We start from the raw sequence: 16,034 nt of genomic DNA, 5'->3' as shown, positions 1-16,034 counted from the left end.
TCGAATAAGAATACTTTTTTGTCATAACGGTCCGTGACAAGAAGGCTCCTCGAGCTGGACAGGTTTTCGTTCACATCGTCCCCTTCAATCCAGCGGGCAATCTTGGGACCCTGTCTTTCCATCAGGACCTCTACATTGTATTCGTTGCGCATCCGCGCTTCGAATACTTCGAATTGAAGCTGTCCGACAGCACCAAGAAGATACTCTTCGGTCTTCAATGTCTTGAATAGCTGGATAGCTCCCTCCTGGACAAGCTGCTGGATTCCTTTGTGGAAATGCTTCTGTTTCATGACGTTCTTTGCTGAAACCCTTACGAAAAGTTCTGGTGTAAATTGTGGAAGCTTCTCATACTGGAATCCTTCCTTGCCTGAAACAATCGTATCACCAATTTGGTATGTGCCCGGATCATAAAGTCCGATGATGTCACCTGCTACAGCTTCTTCAACCGTGCTGCGATCATCAGCCATGAACTGTGTAGACTGCGCAAGCTTCATTGATTTTCCTGTACGGCTAAGCTGGACGGTCATTCCTCGCTCAAACTTGCCTGAGCAGATGCGCAGGAAAGCGATTCTGTCGCGATGAGCAGGGTTCATGTTTGCCTGGATTTTAAAGATAAAGCCAGAAAACTCTTCTGATTGAGGATTAATTTCTCCTAATGTCGAGTTCCTAGGTTGTGGTGGCGGCGCAAATTGCAAATAGGAATCAAGGAATGTCTGCACACCGAAAGTCGTCAGTGCGCTTCCGAAAAATACAGGTGTCAATGTTCCATCAACAATCCGCTCTTTCGAAAATTCATTTCCCGCTTCATCCAACAGCATGATTTCTTCTAAAGTCTGGTCGTATAGTGAAGACTCTTTCAGTGAATGCTCACCCTCGATTTCTCCTTCTTCGTTCAATTGAACAAAGCGTTTGTCCTCATCTACACGGAATTGTTCAATCCGGTTGTTGAATCGGTCATAAATCCCTAGGAACTCCTTGCCCATGCCAATCGGCCAGTTCATTGGATAAGATTCGATTCCAAGCACTTCTTCCAATTCAGCAAGCAGCTCAAGAGGGGCTTTACCCTGGCGGTCAAGCTTGTTGATAAAGGTAAAAATCGGAATTCCTCTCATACGGCAAACCTTGAAAAGCTTTAGAGTCTGGTCCTCGATACCTTTTGCTGAGTCTATAATCATCACGGCACTGTCGACCGCAGTTAACGTTCTATACGTATCCTCAGAGAAATCCTGGTGGCCTGGTGTGTCAAGAATGTTCACCTTGAAGCCATCATAATCGAATTGCATGACACTGGATGTAACGGAGATTCCACGCTGCTTCTCGATTTCCATCCAGTCACTTGTCGCAAACTTCCCTGTCTTCTTAGCTTTTACCGTACCAGCATCACGGATTGCGCCTCCGAACAGCAACAGCTTTTCCGTAAGGGTCGTTTTCCCGGCATCCGGGTGGGAAATAATCGCAAAGGTCCTTCGCGATTGTACTTCATCTTTTAATTTTTTCATGTTTAAATGTTTCCTTTCTGTTTAAAGGCAAATTTCCTCATAAATTTAATCTTATCTTTCTGGCGGTAAGTTTGCAATCCTGCAATTACATATCAGAACTTTTAAATATTTTCCTTTAACGTTTATAATAATTTCAGGAGGTGCAGCATGGATTCAGTTACGCATACACTTTTCGGTTTAGCCTTATATGGCGCCGTTGATAAAAAACATATGGAAAAATCGCAGAAGCGTGCTTATTTACTTACCGCGGTCGGTGCAAGCCATATCCCAGACATCGATGTCGTTTCACAACTTTGGGATAATGAAGGACTCTACCAGATGTGGCACCGAGGTATTACCCACTCGATTTTCCTGACACCATTGTGGGCCGCTTTATTTATTCTACTATCTTTCCTTCTATTTAAAGTAAAAGATGCAAAACTTTTTTTCCTTGGATGGCTGGCAGTCATGATCCATAATACAAGTGATTTATTCAACGCCTGGGGAACTGGCTATCTCGAACCATTTTCCAATATTAGAATCACATTTGGGACAATCCCCATCATTGATTTCGTATTCTGGGTGATTCTCGGAACTGCATTTATTGCGTCAAAGTTTAATAAGCTAAAAAGTCCATCCTACTTTAAACTTGCATGGGTTTTCATTGCTCTGCATGTTATTATCCAAAGTGTCCAGGGCTGGATGCTTTATAATCAATATGAAGATGATTATGAACAGATTGCACTTTCTGCCGGCTTCATTCCATGGACATATACAGTAATCGCGAAAAGCGATAGCGAAGTGAATATTTTCCAGGATAATCTCTTCTCCGAAAGAAAGCTTCAATATAAGCTTACTTCAGCTGAGGATGCCAATCTCAATGTTTTATTCTCTGAGAAACCTGAAGCTAAGACGCTTACAGATTGGTCACCATTTGTCGTGATTGTTGACGATGGAAATAGATTAGGAGTCTACGATCCACGCTTTTACCGAAACGGACAATCCTTCCTGTTCGAATACATTGATAAAACTCAATAGGAAGAAAAGCGAAAGCGCCTTGGTCAGCCCCGACAAGTACTTGACAGTTTCGGCGGGCTTCTTCCATACAAGCAAAAAAGAGCAGCCAAAGGTTTCATCTGGCTGCTCTTGCTTATCGATTACATTTTCGTTGCTATATCATCCATCATTTCATCTATTGTGACCGTAACCTCATTCGTTTTCCTTGCTACAGCAATCGTGAATTCCAATAACTCTTTATATTTTTCTACCGGAATCATTGAATTCGTCTTCTCGTATTCATTCACATTAAGACCGAGATTTTGCAGGATCATGATTGCCTCTTCTACAGATCCTCTTTCAACTTCAAACATTCTGATTCCCCCTATTTCTCTGGTTGAATTCCATTATGAGGGAGTTAAACCTATTTTTAAATGGTAAAACTTTCATTAATAACCAATCCATCTGTAAAAATTAGGTTATAAGTCGGTGTTTTTTCATGTCCCTTGGAAATAGCCATCGAATATCCAGTTTTTTTGATAAAATCACCACTTAAGCACTAGAACTATATTCCTTAACATAGTCTTGGTTCTTCATATTTCATTCAATTTATTGGATAATTCCGGTAACCTTCTGGATGAATTCTTCACCTGGGATCCATTTGCCCCCACCCTGTACAAGCATTTCATTCCCTCCACCCTTGCCATCAATGATCGATAGTGCACGTTGGGACAATACCTTCAAGTTTCCTACTGAATTCTTACCTTTTGCAAAAACGAATTGCAGCTTGTCCTCATTTTCTGACGCAAGTAAGAAAATCTTATCTTCTGCAGTCGAAACGAGCAGCCTGGCCAGCTTTTGAAGTTCCTGAATACTCCTGTTCTGAAATACGCGGCTGACGATATCATTCTTCCCTGAACCAATAATCTCGTCTGCTTCAAATTTTAATAATTGATCCTTCATTTTCTCAATTGTTTTCTCAAGTTCTTTCTTTTGATCAAGCAGTCTTGTTACTGATGAACTCATTTCTTGTTCTGGTGCATTGAGCATAGCTGTGAGCTCCTTGATGACCTCGTGCTTTTGGCCAAGCTTGTTAAGCACCCTTTTGCCGCAAACAAACTCAACACGTACCATTTTCTTTTGCCTTTCCCATCCCAGAATTTTCAATGAGCCGACCTCTGCAGTGCTGTTTGGATGCGTGCCACCGCATCCATTGTAGTCAAAGTCGGGTATGATGACGATCCTGATGTTATTCGATACAGATAGCTCTTTCCTGAGCCTGTATTGCTTCAATTCATCCTCACCTACCCATTTGGTGTGGATTGGACGATTTTCTAGAATTACCTGGTTAGCGAGCTCCTCCACTTTTTCAGCCTCAACAGCACCAAGATTTTCTGTGTCCAAGTCGATTGTCAGTGTATCTTTTCCAAGATGGAAGCTGACCGTTTTGTATCCATACTGCTCCTCAAACGCAGCCGAAAGAATATGCTGGCCAGCATGCTGCTGCATATGGTCAAATCGGCGAGCCCAGTTAATTGACCCTTCAATACGATTTCCTTCCGTCAATTCTTCTTTTATGTAATGGCGAATCTCACCGCCAACTTCCTCGACATCCACTACTTCAACGCCATTTAAAAACCCGGTATCGAATGGCTGGCCACCACCTGTAGGGTAAAAAGCTGTCTGTGAAAGGATTGCGTATATCCTCCCAGATTCGTCTTCTTTTTGCGTAATCAGCTCTGCAGAGAAGTTTTTTATGTATCCATCTTGATAATATAATTTGTTTTCCATGGCAATCTTCACACCCCGAAATAAAACTTATGCTAACAAGTATAGCATTTTTTTGATAGTAAGTAGACGTATCGGTTATATCGAATAGCAGGCCAAATCTACATAAAAACAGCTTCCAATATTACTGGAAGCTGTCGCTGCTTTACTATAAGGTTCCTAAGGCGCGCTCTGCCTTGTTGACCAATGTCTTTCCTTCTTCGACAAGTCCCTTTGGGAATGGAGCATCCTTGTCAGCGGGTGATTTAAATTGGTCAAAAGATCCGGTCAATGCTCCGATGTTCCCCTCCTCATCAACATCTGTCTGGAATTGATGATCAAGCAGGAATGGTGTCCCAATTTGGACAAAGGTTCCATCATCATCCAATAGACCACCAGTCGATTTGAAGGGAATTCGTACATACTGACGGTCACCATCGTCGTCGTTCAACTTGTAATCGATATATGCATGGTCATATTCCCACTGACCATTGACATTGAAGCCAAGCGGCCCGAGCTTTTTCTTCAATTCACCGACAGGTAGCTCTTTTCCGTCTATATTAGATTGAATTGGAATCATAGTGCAAACCTCATTTCGTAATGGATTAGTATATTCACTTTTTCCACCGCGAATAGATCATCAAACCTCCAGCAGCACACTGGTAAAAATATTATAGGACTTCTAATCACTACGAATTTAACGATAATCACTACGTTTAGCCGTATAATCACCACGAAATAAAACACAATCACTATGTTTCAAGCCATAATCACTACTATATCGTTGATTATCACTACTTTTTACAAATATAGTAAAAAAAGTGAAGACCCGAGGGTCTCCACTTTTTCTTATTTCGTTAATTGATAAACAATCGATTCATATGGGCGCAGCTTGATCACTGATATATCTTCAGAAGAATCTTCATAATTGGAAAGCAGGATTTTTGCTTGATAGCCCTCAGCTTCAACTGAATCGGGCAATTCAAACACAGTATCTTTTCCATAAAAATTATTCACGACAAGCAGTTTTTCATCCTGTCCGTTCCTTACATATGCAAATATCTCCGGATGTTCTTCATGGATGAGTTGGTAATCGCCATAGGTGATGATGTCATATTTTTTTCTCAGCTGGATCAGCTTTTTATAATGATAGAACACCGAATTTTTATCAGCCAGCGCATTCTCTACATTTACGGTTTGATAATTCCTGGCAACATTAATCCATGGAGTCCCGTTTGTAAAACCTGCATGCTTTTGTGCATTCCACTGGACAGGCGTTCTGGAGTTGTCCCTTGACTTGCTTTGTAAAATCTTCAGGATTTCCTCTTTGGACATACCTTCGTCCATTTTGATTTTATAAATATTCAAGGATTCAACATCACGATAATCCTCGATCCTATCAAAATAAGGATTGGTCATGCCGATTTCTTCGCCCTGGTAGATATAAGGCGTTCCCTGCATCATGTGGACTGCTGTACCCAGCATTTTTGCCGATTCGCGGTGGTATTCACCATCATTTCCATATCGTGAAACGACTCTCGGCTGGTCATGATTGCACCAGAACAATGCGTTCCATCCGCCGCCTTTATGCATTTCAACCTGCCACAAAGATAAAATCCGTTTTAGAGCAAGAAAGTCAAAATCTGCAAGGGTCCACTTGTCACCATTTTGATAGTCCACCTTTAAATGATGGAAGTTAAATGTCATGCTCAGTTCGTTCCGTTCAGGATTCGAGTATTTAATACAGTTTTCGATTGTAGTAGAAGACATTTCTCCAACCGTCATGCTGTCATATTCGGAAAGAACTTCACGATTCATTTCCTGCAAATACTCATGAACTTTTGGTCCATCCGTGTAAAATCTCCGGCCATCCCCCGGTGGTACTGACCCATCATCATCTGGAAATTCCTGATCCTTTGAAATCAGATTGATTACATCAAGCCTGAAGCCGTCGACGCCTTTCTTAAACCAATAATGCATCATCTCATATACATCATTGCGGAGCTGTTCATTTTCCCAATTCAAATCTGCCTGGGTCACATCGAATAAATGAAGGTAGTATTGTCCCGTCGCCTCATCATATTCCCATGCATTGCCGCCAAACTTGGATTCCCAATTAGTCGGTGCACTTCCGCCTTCCTTTGGGTCTTTCCAGATATAATAATTGCGGTAGCGGCTCTCCCTGGATTTCAGGGCATCCTGGAACCACTCGTGCTCAGTTGATGAGTGGTTCACGACTAAGTCCATGATTATCTTGATGCCACGTAAATGTGATTCCTCAAGAAGACGGTCGAAGTCTTCCATCGTCCCGTATTCTTCATAAATATGATAATAATCTCTAATATCGTAGCCATTATCCCGCTGCGGTGAATCATAAACCGGCGTCAGCCAGATTACGTCCACTCCCAGCTCTTTTAAATAATCCAGCTTGGCGATAATCCCCGGCAGGTCGCCTGTTCCATTGCCAGTTGTATCATAAAAACTCTTTGGATAGATTTGATAGACAACCGACTTTTTCCACCATGGTTCAGTCATAATAAAACATCCACCTCCATCAGGATTCACTCTCTAGTTGCGATTATGCTTCTTTTTTCTTTCTTGTTTTAGCCATAATGAATGTCAGTACGAATGGTACGACAAGCGCGATTCCCATCCCGATGAAGAAAACACCCCAGAACTCAGTAAAGATGGATAGGAAAGCCGGAAGGCCGCCAACACCAATCGATGGTGCCATTACCCCACGGAGGGTGATAACAATACCAGCAATTGCTGAACCGATGATCGCTGCGATAAATGGATATCTGTAGCGAAGGTTCACACCGAACATAGCAGGCTCAGTGATCCCAAGCCATGCTGAAATAGCTGATGTCATCGACAGACCTTTTAATTTTTCATTGTCCTTATCTGCAAACATCATGGCAAAAGCTGCTGAACCTTGTGCGATATTTGATAGAGCTACCATCGGCCATAGGAAAGTACCTCCAATGGTTCCAATCAGCTGCAAGTCTACTGCCAGGAAGGTATGGTGCATACCTGTGATAACAAGCGGTGCATAAAGGCCACCATAGATCAATCCGCCAATAGCAGGTGCTGCATCAAAGATTCCGACAACACCATCAGTAATCAAGTTCCCAATCGCGAAAGTAATTGGCCCAATCACGATGAATGATAGGAAACCTGTTACCAATAAAGCTATTGGAGCTACCGTTAATAGCTGGAACGCATCAGGGATCCGCTTTCGTAAAAAGATTTCCATTTTTGCAAGGACATAAGAAGCTAACAATACCGGCAATACCTGACCTTGATAGCCTACTTTCTCAACTGTCAGTCCAAACAAATTCCATGTAGGAACTTCTTTTGCTGCCCCGTAACCCCATGCGTTCAACAAATCCGGGTGTACAAGCATGAGTCCAAGTACAATACCAAGTAGCGGGCTGCCGCCAAATTTATTTACTGCACTCCATCCAATTAACCCTGGCAGGAACACGAAGGCTGTATTTGCAATTAAATTAATGATGCTGGCAAAATCGGCCCAGCCGGTATAAACGTCAATAAATGCCTGTCCTTCAAAGAAGATGTCCTTTCCAGTCAGGATATTATTGATACCCATCAACAAACCAGCAGTAACAATCGCCGGCAGGATTGGAATGAAGATATCTGCCAGTGTCTTGATCGCCCTTTGAAGGGGATTTAAGTTTTGGGCTGCAGCATCTTTTATTTCTTCTTTTGACGCTTCCCCAATTCCGGTAATCGCAACCATTTCAGCGTATACCTTATCAACAAGACCCTGTCCTATAACGACCTGGTATTGGCCATTTGCGGAAAAGGATCCCTTTACGAGATCAATATTCTCGAGTTTTTCCTTATCCACTTTCCCTTCATCCTTCAAGGCAAAGCGCAGCCTTGTAACACAGTGAGTGGCAGCGGCAATGTTTTCTTTGCCTCCAACAGCTTCAATAATTTGTTCAACTGCTTGTCGATCCATAATTACTCTCCTCCTGTTACCGTTTTCATTAACTATAAAAAAAGATTGCTATCAACCCGCAACACTTGTATATACATGTTGTTTACGTTTTCATTTTACTTGTATATACATGAATAGTCAACTATTTTTAATCCTTCTTTAAAATTCCCAAAACAATTGATTTCAAACAGCCTTGTGACTTGTGTTGACAGTCATGACAAGAATTTTCCAGTTGCTAGAGATGTTTTGTTAAAAGCAGTGATAGGGTAAAAATAAGAAATAAGGATTTTAGCGGGAAGGGTGTTTGTAATGTTAGGCACAAAAAAACTCGAAGAAGGATATAAAAAATTTGAATCCAAGGCAAAAGAGTATATAAACAAACCTGAGAAAACTGATGTTTTATTAAAGGACGCCGGCAAAAAGGCTGATGATCACAAAGGTTCACTTGCAGAAATTTGGGACAACCTTCATCTCCTTTTTGATTTAGTGGGAGCCTGGCGTCGGGGAGAATATCGAAAAATCCCGACAAGATCCATCATGACTATCATCGCTTCGATTATTTATTTCGTATCTCCCGTTGATTTAGTTCCTGATTTCCTCATTGGGCTCGGAATCGTCGATGACGCGGCAGTAATTGGTTTTGTTTTAAAACAAATCAGTGTGGACTTGGAAAGATTCCGCATTTGGAGGGAAAGTCATACAGTAAGCAATACAATCATTGAAGAAATCCCCCTAGAAAAAGATGCACAAAGCCTGAATTAGCCCGATTTTTAACGGGCTTTTTTTATTGGGAAAATTCGAGTTCTTCTTCTAGTTCGAAAGTGGTCTTTTAGGGAATAAACACTTTGTCCTATTCTAATTTAATCTTCCTTTCCGTACTTTATTATAAATAGTAAATTTTTTACAAGATTTACTATTAGAATGTTTCATTAAAAATAAGGGGGATGAATCATGCAAAAACTGTTCATGTTGACTTTTGTATTATTGCTCGTTTTCTCTGGTTCTGTCATTGCCTCTTCTTCACAAAATCAAAATAGAAGTGCCAGTTCTGTTGAGGATTACCAGGCTGAAACCGGCATTAATCCAGAGGGGTACACATGCTGGCAATGCACTAAGTACGTTTATCATAATGGTTATAGAACCTGTGTATCTGGCGTATGGCTAACAACCTGCCCAGTCATGAATTAGCAATAAAAAAGGATGCTCAGTCTCAGCATCCTTTTTCTGTTTCTTTTATCCTTTGGTGCCTGAAGAGATATTTGAACCTTCAATGAAATATCTCTGGAAGAAGAAAAATAACAAAATGACCGGCAACAAAACTGTGACGGACATTGCCATCAAGTAATGCCACTGCGTCTGAACAGTACCCTTAAAGGTCTGCAGACCAATCTGCAGCGTATACTTGCTTTCATCATTGATATAAAGCAATGGCCCTAACAAGTCATTCCATGCACCGTTAAATGAAAAAATAGCTACTGTAATCAATGCGGGCTTTGTCAATGGGAGCATGATATGCCACCATATCTGGAGGTGGCCTGCACCATCAAGGACGGCAGCTTCGACCAGTTCATTCGGGATCCCCATCATAAACTGGCGCAGCAGAAAGATGAAAAAAGCGCTGCCCAGGAATGCGGGCACAAGCAATGGCAGATAGGTATCAATCCATCCGAGCTTCGAAAAGAGGATATACTGCGGCACCATTGTCACAAACCCCGGGATAAGCATCGTAGAGAGTACCAGGACAAAGAGAGCATTTCTTCCCTTGAATTTGATTTTTGCAAAGCCATATGCAACCAGTGAATTGACAAGTACACTTCCGATTGTGCCGACTGTTGCAAGGAAAATTGTATTTAATGCCCAACGAGTGAAAGGCGCAGTCTGCCAAGCCTCGATATAATTATTGAAATTGAATTCCTTTGGTAAAAACGTCGGCGGATATTGCGCAATTTCTGCGGGTGATTTAAGTGAAGTCGAAATCATCCACCATAACGGCATTAAGATTAGTGTACTTCCGGCAAGGAGCAGCAGGGTCACAAATGTGAGTCTCACCTTTTCTTTGAACTTTTTAGTCTCGTAAAATTTTGGCGCTGTTGTTGCACTCATTTGCCGTCACCCCCTTCATAATGTACCCATCGTTTTCCAAGCTTCATATTTACTGCTGTCAAAATCATCACAATAATAAAAAGCAGCCAGGCCATTGCAGAAGCATATCCCATGTTAAAGACTTCAAATGCATTGTTCCACATATGCAGGTTATAGAATAATAACGAATTTCCTGGACCTCCGCTTCCGTTTTCAGTCATAACATATGCTTCCTGGAAAATCTGGAAAGCACCAATCGTACTGGTGATGACATCAAAAAAGATAATCGGTGAAATCATTGGAAGCGTAATATGGTAAAATTTCTGCCACGGCGATGCCCCTTCAATATCTGCTGCTTCATACATCTGAGGCGATACCCCTTGCATGATTGCCAGGTATAGAAGCATCCCCCCGCCTACACTCCACATTTTCATTAATAGTAATGCGGGCTTTGTCCATTCTGGGTCAAACAGCCAAGCCGGGCCGTCAATCCCAAACCAGGCTAACATCGTGTTGACCAGCCCTGTAGAAGGACTTAAAAGCTGCATCCAAAGAAAATACACTGCTACACCTGATAATACAGCCGGCAGATAATAAATTGTCCGAAAAAACTTCATTCCCTTTATTTTTTGATTTAAAAGTGTGGCTAGAAAAATAGCCCCTACAGTCGTTAGTGGAACGGAGAAGATAACATAATAAAGGGTATTAAAAAGAGAAGTGCGAAATAAATCGTCCATCGTGAACATACGTTTATAGTTTTCCAGGCCAATGAAATTCATCTTTGAAGTAATATTGTAATCTGTAAAACTTGCAGCCAGACTGAATAGCAATGGACCTAAGGTCAAACCGAGAAACCCAATGATCCATGGTGAGATGAATAAATAACCAGCAAGATTGTCTTTTGCATTTCTGCTGAGACCCTTCGTTCGGGCTGCTTCTACAGTTTTACGTCCCCTTATTACTTTTGACCCAGCTTCTGTGTGGTCTAATGTTGTATCTGAAGACTTCATACTTTCCTAAACCCCCTTGTTGCTTTTATTTAATGGCTTTTTCGCATTGATTGCTGCTTTTCGAGCACATTCTGTTATCCGCATTCTTTTTTGGATTCTGGGCTCATTTCGAAATGACTTCCGAGCATTGAATGAGTTAATAATGATTGTGAAGGCAACAAAGTTTACGAAGCGAGCCTATTTAATTGACTATTTCGAAAACTACAGGCATTTAATTCCTAAGAATTTTTAAAAAGAGAAGGGCGTATTGCGCCTTCTCCTTCTGTGATTATTCCTTTTTCATTTTTGCTATATCTTCTTCCGCTTCTTTCAATGCTTTTTCAGGAGAAGTTTTCCCTAATAGTGCATTGTCGATATGCGGGTTCAATCTGCTATGATAATCTGGGTATTCAACTGGCACTGGGAACATCTTTGTTTGCTCCAGGTTTTTGACAGTAGCTTCGTAGACCATCTTATCCGGACCTTTGAGTTCATTAAGTGCTGCCTCAGCTGCTTCAATGTTCGCTACATTGTCATAGTTTTTAACCGACCAGTACTTCTGTGCTTCAACATCTGTCAGATACTTAATAAAGTCCATTGCTTCCTCTGGATTGTTGGCACCTTTCGGAATTTCAACAACGAATCCGCCGCCTTCAGCCCAGTTACCTGAACCTTCCTCATTTGCAGGAATCGGTGCTACGCCAAAATCGATATCCTGTCCATAGTCTCTTAATTGTGTGTAGAATGTTCCCACATCAACCCACATTGCAACTTTTCCTGCAATGAATGGATTTGCCTGCTCACTTCCGAATTCTGCCTGGAAAGCTTGTACAGTGTTTTCTCCTAGACGTTCCTTCCAGTCAAGAATCCAATTAAGGGCTTCAACTTTTTTCGGTGTGTTGATAGTCAACTCTCCATCATCAATAAAACCCTTGCCGCTATCTGCGTTTGTCATCCAGCTGGATGCCCCGACACTTCCCCATAAAGGATAGAATCCAACTCGTTCATAGCGATCGCCATTCTTAATATCTAATTTCTTCGCATACTCCTCTAATTCCGCCCAGGTTGCAGGCGGCTTCTCAGGATCAAGTCCTGCTTCCTTGAAAGCCGTTTTGTTATAGAAAAGAAGACGTGTATCTGTATTGAATGGGACAGCGTAAGCCTTCCCGTCATACTCGACAGTATCCCATAAATGCGGGTAAAATTTTTGTTTGAATGAATCATCAATATATTGACTTAAATCTTCTACCTGCTTGTTTTCAGCACGCTGGGCAACTGTGTTGATGTCATTGATGATGACATCAGCCGGGTTTCCAGCTGCAACTGAGGCAAGGTTTTTGGTCCAAATGTCGCCCCATGGCAAGAAAGTATGTTTAACAAACACCTTATCCTGGGAATTGTTATAATCATCGATGATTTTTTCAATTATTGGACGTCTTGTTTCTGAACCCCAGAACGTCCAGAAATCTACAATTACTTTTCCGTCCTTCTTTTTTTCGGCCTCAGCTTTTTGCTCCCCAGAGCATCCAGCCAGCAAGCCAATTAGCATAAATACTGCAATAATAAATGCTAGACCCCTCTTCATATCTTTTCCTCCTGTATATTCAAGTTGATTAATAAGTACAAACTTACTCTTACCACGATTGTCATTACCCTAAACATATTCTGTAATTCTTTTAAAAAATAGTAGAAAAGTTCCAGAACAAAAAGCGCAAGCGCCTCGTTCAGCCCCGACAAGCGCTGGAGGACCGACCGGTGAAGTCGTTCTTTGACTTCATTGTGCGGACCGAAGCGTCTCGAGGGGCTAGGCGCTGGAGCTGGATTAAGAAAACTTCATGAAGTTATCCACAACTCAAAAATTTTATAGTTTCCTTAACTATAAAAAAACAGGTTCAAAATTGAACCTGTTTCTCCATATCTTCAATCATGGCTATTACCTTGGCTGCTTTACTTGCTTCTACTTTATATACGCGTTGTTCTTTCACTCTTTTGATATATACATTTTCTTCATTAATCCATAACTTACATTTATCTGGTTTCCTGCCCTCATAGATCAACAATAAATCATAGGCGCCTTCCATCTCTGGTGCATTTTCCACATTGTTTCGGCCATTGACAGTCCTGTTCATTATCCCCCGCCAATTCGGTTCATCAATGATGGCAACTCCTTTTCTTGTCAGGTTCGAGTGAAGGTTAAAATGTTCAGCAGAGTCAGATTTAGTGAGATACGTAATGACAATTTCGCTTGATGCAAATAACTCTGCAGGATTGAGAGCAGCTAGTCCTGCCTGTGAAGGACTTTTGATTTCTGTTAGAAGGTAAGCTGCACAAACCAATATCATGACAATTGTCAGGAGACTGCCCGTCCAATTCCTTGCTATGTAGCCAATCGGCCTATCCGGCCTTCCAGTCTTGACTATTGTATTATAAGTTTTTCGTTTTTGGATTTCCGACCTTGGAATTTGGCTAAGGCTCCTGAAGCTATCTTCAAGTTCAAATGATTTCTTCAATGATTTCCCCTCTTCTCTTTAACTCTTTTTTTAAGGCAGCCATTGCCCGCGAAGTAGTAATTTTCACTTTACTTTCGCTCCAGCCAAGGATCAGTGCGGTTTCCCTAATCGAAAATTCTTTAATTTTCCTTAAAATTAATACCTCCTGGTAGTTGAGCTTCAGTGCTTTGATCCCTTTGTAAAGGAGTGATGTCTTCTCTCCTTTTACAATGATTTCAACCGGGGATGGCTGACATGATTCGATGGCATACTTGTCCAATGAAAAAAATCGCAGCCTTCTACCTCTCCTTAAATGGTCAATTGCAACATTACGGGCGATTTTCACTATCCATGTGAAAATCTGCGAATCGCCGTTGAACTGATGAATATGCTTGTACACTCTTAAAAAAGTTTCTTGGGTTAAATCCTCTGCGACTTCCTTTTTACCGGTCAATAATAGGAGATAGCCATAAACCTTGTCACTGTAATCCTCGTAAACCTTCTGGAAACGAATGCTGTAGTGATCGCTCAAAATTCTCCCCCCCTTTTTACAGACAGTTAGACGAACAAGCACAAAAAAAGAATCACTGTTTTCGGAATATTTTTAATTTATTTAAAAATAACAATAATTCACATTTTTTTCATCGTTCTAATTGACTAACCCTCTGTAAAAATGAGTATCACTTATGGATAATCTCGATTCTTAGATTAAACCCAGAACAAAAGAAAAGAGGCTGTCAACAGTCATACTGACCCTTGTGACAGCCTCTTTCCATGTTTTTATTAGCGATAGCATGCGCAGCCGACGATGATCAAGAGGATAAACAGCACAACGATCAAAACAAAACCGCTGCCGTATCCAGCTCCTCCTACACCGTAACCGCCATATCCACAGCCTCCGCTGTATCCGTACATGATAAAACCTCCTAATGAAGTTTACTTATTCAAAATTTAGTAACCGAAACCCCAAGACGCTCCGATTATGATTAAAAGAATGAACAATACTACAAGCAGGGCGAAACCGCCACCATAGCCGCATCCTTCAGACATCGTAACAACCTCCTTTTTTTGTGTCCCTATATCCTATTCAGGCCGGGACATTTGTGCAATTAAACACCGAAAAAAATACTAGCCCAATTCTGAAAAGCGCAAGCGCCTTGGTCAGCCCCGAAAAGCGCTGGAGGGCTTGACAGTGAAGTCGTTCTTTGATTTTATTGACAGGACCGAAATCGGAAAAGTATAGCCGACTGCCCAGAAACGCAGACTCCGACAAAGAAGCGCTTTTTGCTTCTGCCGGCGGAGTTGAAGTTTCGGAGTTTCTAGGAGGCGACACTAGACATGCGTCTCGAGCTCCTCAAAGCTGACGCTTCTCGCAAGATAATCAAGGAAGCCGACTCAGGATGAAAACTGGCTAGGCGCTGGAGCTAGACACTAATCTAAGTGTAAAAAGTTTATTTATTTAGTAAAAAAGGACGTGCTGAATAACATGGACAAAAAAAAGAGAACCTTGATTGGTCCTCTTCTTCGCACAGATTATGCCTATCCTATTTTTACCTGACTTTCCTGAGTTTCATATAGAAATTCATATGTAATCAAAGGTTTGACCGGGATTTCCAGCCATCTTGAAACACTATTATTGTTCACTTTTTCCATATACACTGGTTTGCAATCTTCCAGCAAACAGAGTCTTAATGTCTCAAACCCGCTTAATTCCTGAACTGCTCGCTCAATTTCTTTCTTCTCTTCCGCAGTCGCTAGTATTTTCTCTTTTTTAGGCTCTAGAAGGACCACAATCAATTCCTTCCGCATCTGTTTTTCCAGTTCCATTCTTGCAAAAGCCAGTTTTTTCAGTGTCCTGTTCAATTGCCACATGCTGATCCCAGCTATTTTTTTATAAATCATTCTAATTGCCTCCAGTTTTCCCCCAACTCCTATTCTAAAAGACAATTCGAATAAACGTAAGATTATATTAGGGTATGGAAAAAATTCCATGGATGTTTTGTCTGAAACTGGTGTGACTTCGGACAAATTCATGAGGCGGAGCCGGCGTTTTGTCCGAACCCGGTGTAACTTCTGACTAAAATCAAGAAGTACACTTTAACACAAAACAAGAACAAAAAGCGCAAGCGCCTCGTTCAGCCCCGACAAGCGCTGGAGGGCCGACCGGTGAAGTCGTTCTTTGACTTCATTGTGCGGACCGAAGCGTCTCGAGGGGCTAGGCGCTGGAGCTGGATTAAGAAGACTTCATGAAGTTATCCACAACTCAAAA

Annotated in this window: 17 protein-coding genes; 3 read left to right on the top strand and 14 right to left on the bottom strand. The window is 41.6% G+C overall.

Annotation, left to right across the window (positions count from 1 at the left end):
* Positions 1 to 1,499 (bottom strand): peptide chain release factor 3 (locus ACH0QE_RS10255; RefSeq protein WP_415800594.1); only part of this gene is annotated, 1,499 nt, incomplete at its 3' end.
* A gap of 147 nt (positions 1,500 to 1,646) precedes the next feature.
* Here ACH0QE_RS10255 and ACH0QE_RS10250 point away from each other — a divergent pair.
* On the top strand, positions 1,647 to 2,516 hold the full coding sequence (locus ACH0QE_RS10250) for a metal-dependent hydrolase (protein ID WP_415800593.1): 870 nt from the start codon (positions 1,647 to 1,649) through the stop codon (positions 2,514 to 2,516).
* Between the two features lie 119 nt (positions 2,517 to 2,635).
* On the opposite strand, the gene ACH0QE_RS10245 is transcribed toward ACH0QE_RS10250, so the two are convergent.
* The 5 genes from ACH0QE_RS10245 to treP form a co-directional block, all read right to left on the bottom strand.
* Complete coding sequence (locus tag ACH0QE_RS10245) at positions 2,636 to 2,848, bottom strand: hypothetical protein (protein WP_415800592.1); 213 nt, start codon at positions 2,846 to 2,848, stop codon at positions 2,636 to 2,638.
* Positions 2,849 to 3,083: 235 nt separating this feature from the next.
* Positions 3,084 to 4,265, bottom strand: coding sequence for an alanyl-tRNA editing protein (locus tag ACH0QE_RS10240; RefSeq protein WP_415800591.1), 1,182 nt, complete (start codon positions 4,263 to 4,265; stop codon positions 3,084 to 3,086).
* A gap of 145 nt (positions 4,266 to 4,410) precedes the next feature.
* Entirely contained in the window at positions 4,411 to 4,821 is a 411-nt protein-coding gene (locus ACH0QE_RS10235) for a YugN family protein (RefSeq protein WP_415800590.1), read from the bottom strand.
* 269 nt (positions 4,822 to 5,090) lie between these two features.
* Positions 5,091 to 6,776, bottom strand: coding sequence for an alpha,alpha-phosphotrehalase (gene treC / locus ACH0QE_RS10230; protein WP_415800589.1), 1,686 nt, complete (start codon positions 6,774 to 6,776; stop codon positions 5,091 to 5,093).
* Between the two features lie 43 nt (positions 6,777 to 6,819).
* Entirely contained in the window at positions 6,820 to 8,226 is a 1,407-nt protein-coding gene (gene treP, locus ACH0QE_RS10225) for a PTS system trehalose-specific EIIBC component (protein ID WP_415800588.1), read from the bottom strand.
* A 288-nt stretch (positions 8,227 to 8,514) separates the two neighbouring features.
* Between treP and ACH0QE_RS10220 the strand changes: the two genes are divergently transcribed.
* Positions 8,515 to 8,967, top strand: a complete 453-nt coding sequence (locus ACH0QE_RS10220; RefSeq protein WP_415800587.1) for a YkvA family protein — start codon at positions 8,515 to 8,517, stop codon at positions 8,965 to 8,967.
* A gap of 189 nt (positions 8,968 to 9,156) precedes the next feature.
* A complete protein-coding gene (locus ACH0QE_RS10215) occupies positions 9,157 to 9,393 on the top strand; it encodes a hypothetical protein (protein WP_415800586.1) in 237 nt (78 codons plus the stop codon).
* Positions 9,394 to 9,438: 45 nt separating this feature from the next.
* Here the strand turns inward: ACH0QE_RS10215 and ACH0QE_RS10210 are convergent, their stop codons facing one another.
* The 8 genes from ACH0QE_RS10210 to ACH0QE_RS10175 all read right to left on the bottom strand — a co-directional run bounded on the left by ACH0QE_RS10210 (position 9,439) and on the right by ACH0QE_RS10175 (position 15,667).
* On the bottom strand, positions 9,439 to 10,308 hold the full coding sequence (locus tag ACH0QE_RS10210; protein ID WP_415800585.1) for a carbohydrate ABC transporter permease: 870 nt from the start codon (positions 10,306 to 10,308) through the stop codon (positions 9,439 to 9,441).
* Entirely contained in the window at positions 10,305 to 11,297 is a 993-nt protein-coding gene (locus ACH0QE_RS10205) for a carbohydrate ABC transporter permease (protein WP_415800584.1), read from the bottom strand. The genes ACH0QE_RS10210 and ACH0QE_RS10205 overlap by 4 nt, the downstream gene beginning before the upstream one ends.
* 268 nt (positions 11,298 to 11,565) lie before the next feature.
* A complete protein-coding gene (locus ACH0QE_RS10200; protein ID WP_415800583.1) occupies positions 11,566 to 12,861 on the bottom strand; it encodes an ABC transporter substrate-binding protein in 1,296 nt (431 codons plus the stop codon).
* Between the two features lie 307 nt (positions 12,862 to 13,168).
* A complete protein-coding gene (locus ACH0QE_RS10195) occupies positions 13,169 to 13,786 on the bottom strand; it encodes a hypothetical protein (protein ID WP_415800582.1) in 618 nt (205 codons plus the stop codon).
* The gene (locus tag ACH0QE_RS10190) at positions 13,770 to 14,297 is read right to left on the bottom strand and encodes an RNA polymerase sigma factor (RefSeq protein WP_415800581.1); all 528 of its coding nucleotides are present in this window, start codon (positions 14,295 to 14,297) and stop codon (positions 13,770 to 13,772) included. Before ACH0QE_RS10190 ends, ACH0QE_RS10195 begins: the two co-directional genes overlap by 17 nt.
* 251 nt (positions 14,298 to 14,548) lie before the next feature.
* Positions 14,549 to 14,680, bottom strand: a complete 132-nt coding sequence (locus tag ACH0QE_RS10185; protein ID WP_192472635.1) for a YjcZ family sporulation protein — start codon at positions 14,678 to 14,680, stop codon at positions 14,549 to 14,551.
* Positions 14,681 to 14,716: 36 nt separating this feature from the next.
* Positions 14,717 to 14,815, bottom strand: coding sequence for a YjcZ family sporulation protein (locus tag ACH0QE_RS10180; RefSeq protein ID WP_023615168.1), 99 nt, complete (start codon positions 14,813 to 14,815; stop codon positions 14,717 to 14,719).
* A gap of 489 nt (positions 14,816 to 15,304) precedes the next feature.
* Positions 15,305 to 15,667, bottom strand: coding sequence for a hypothetical protein (locus ACH0QE_RS10175; RefSeq protein ID WP_415800580.1), 363 nt, complete (start codon positions 15,665 to 15,667; stop codon positions 15,305 to 15,307).
* Between the last annotated feature and the right edge of the window lie 367 nt (positions 15,668 to 16,034).

The organism is Mesobacillus sp. (assembly GCF_047739415.1).
Classification (GTDB): Bacteria; Bacillota; Bacilli; order Bacillales; family Cytobacillaceae; genus Mesobacillus.
Note: the sequence above shows the minus strand (reverse complement) of the source record. Positions and strands in the feature narration are given on the sequence as shown.

Bases quoted from the DNA above. Each gene is read 5' to 3' on its own strand.
- ACH0QE_RS10250 (WP_415800593.1), top strand. From the start codon at position 1,647: ATGGATTCAGTTACGCATACACTTTTCGGTTTAGCCTTATATGGCGCC.
- ACH0QE_RS10245 (WP_415800592.1), bottom strand. From the start codon at position 2,848: ATGTTTGAAGTTGAAAGAGGATCTGTAGAAGAGGCAATCATGATCCTG.
- ACH0QE_RS10240 (WP_415800591.1), bottom strand. From the start codon at position 4,265: ATGGAAAACAAATTATATTATCAAGATGGATACATAAAAAACTTCTCT.
- ACH0QE_RS10235 (WP_415800590.1), bottom strand. From the start codon at position 4,821: ATGATTCCAATTCAATCTAATATAGACGGAAAAGAGCTACCTGTCGGT.
- treC (WP_415800589.1), bottom strand. From the start codon at position 6,776: ATGACTGAACCATGGTGGAAAAAGTCGGTTGTCTATCAAATCTATCCA.
- treP (WP_415800588.1), bottom strand. From the start codon at position 8,226: ATGGATCGACAAGCAGTTGAACAAATTATTGAAGCTGTTGGAGGCAAA.
- ACH0QE_RS10220 (WP_415800587.1), top strand. From the start codon at position 8,515: ATGTTAGGCACAAAAAAACTCGAAGAAGGATATAAAAAATTTGAATCC.
- ACH0QE_RS10215 (WP_415800586.1), top strand. From the start codon at position 9,157: ATGCAAAAACTGTTCATGTTGACTTTTGTATTATTGCTCGTTTTCTCT.
- ACH0QE_RS10210 (WP_415800585.1), bottom strand. From the start codon at position 10,308: ATGAGTGCAACAACAGCGCCAAAATTTTACGAGACTAAAAAGTTCAAA.
- ACH0QE_RS10205 (WP_415800584.1), bottom strand. From the start codon at position 11,297: ATGAAGTCTTCAGATACAACATTAGACCACACAGAAGCTGGGTCAAAA.
- ACH0QE_RS10200 (WP_415800583.1), bottom strand. From the start codon at position 12,861: ATGAAGAGGGGTCTAGCATTTATTATTGCAGTATTTATGCTAATTGGC.
- ACH0QE_RS10185 (WP_192472635.1), bottom strand. From the start codon at position 14,680: ATGTACGGATACAGCGGAGGCTGTGGATATGGCGGTTACGGTGTAGGA.
- ACH0QE_RS10180 (WP_023615168.1), bottom strand. From the start codon at position 14,815: ATGTCTGAAGGATGCGGCTATGGTGGCGGTTTCGCCCTGCTTGTAGTA.
- ACH0QE_RS10175 (WP_415800580.1), bottom strand. From the start codon at position 15,667: ATGATTTATAAAAAAATAGCTGGGATCAGCATGTGGCAATTGAACAGG.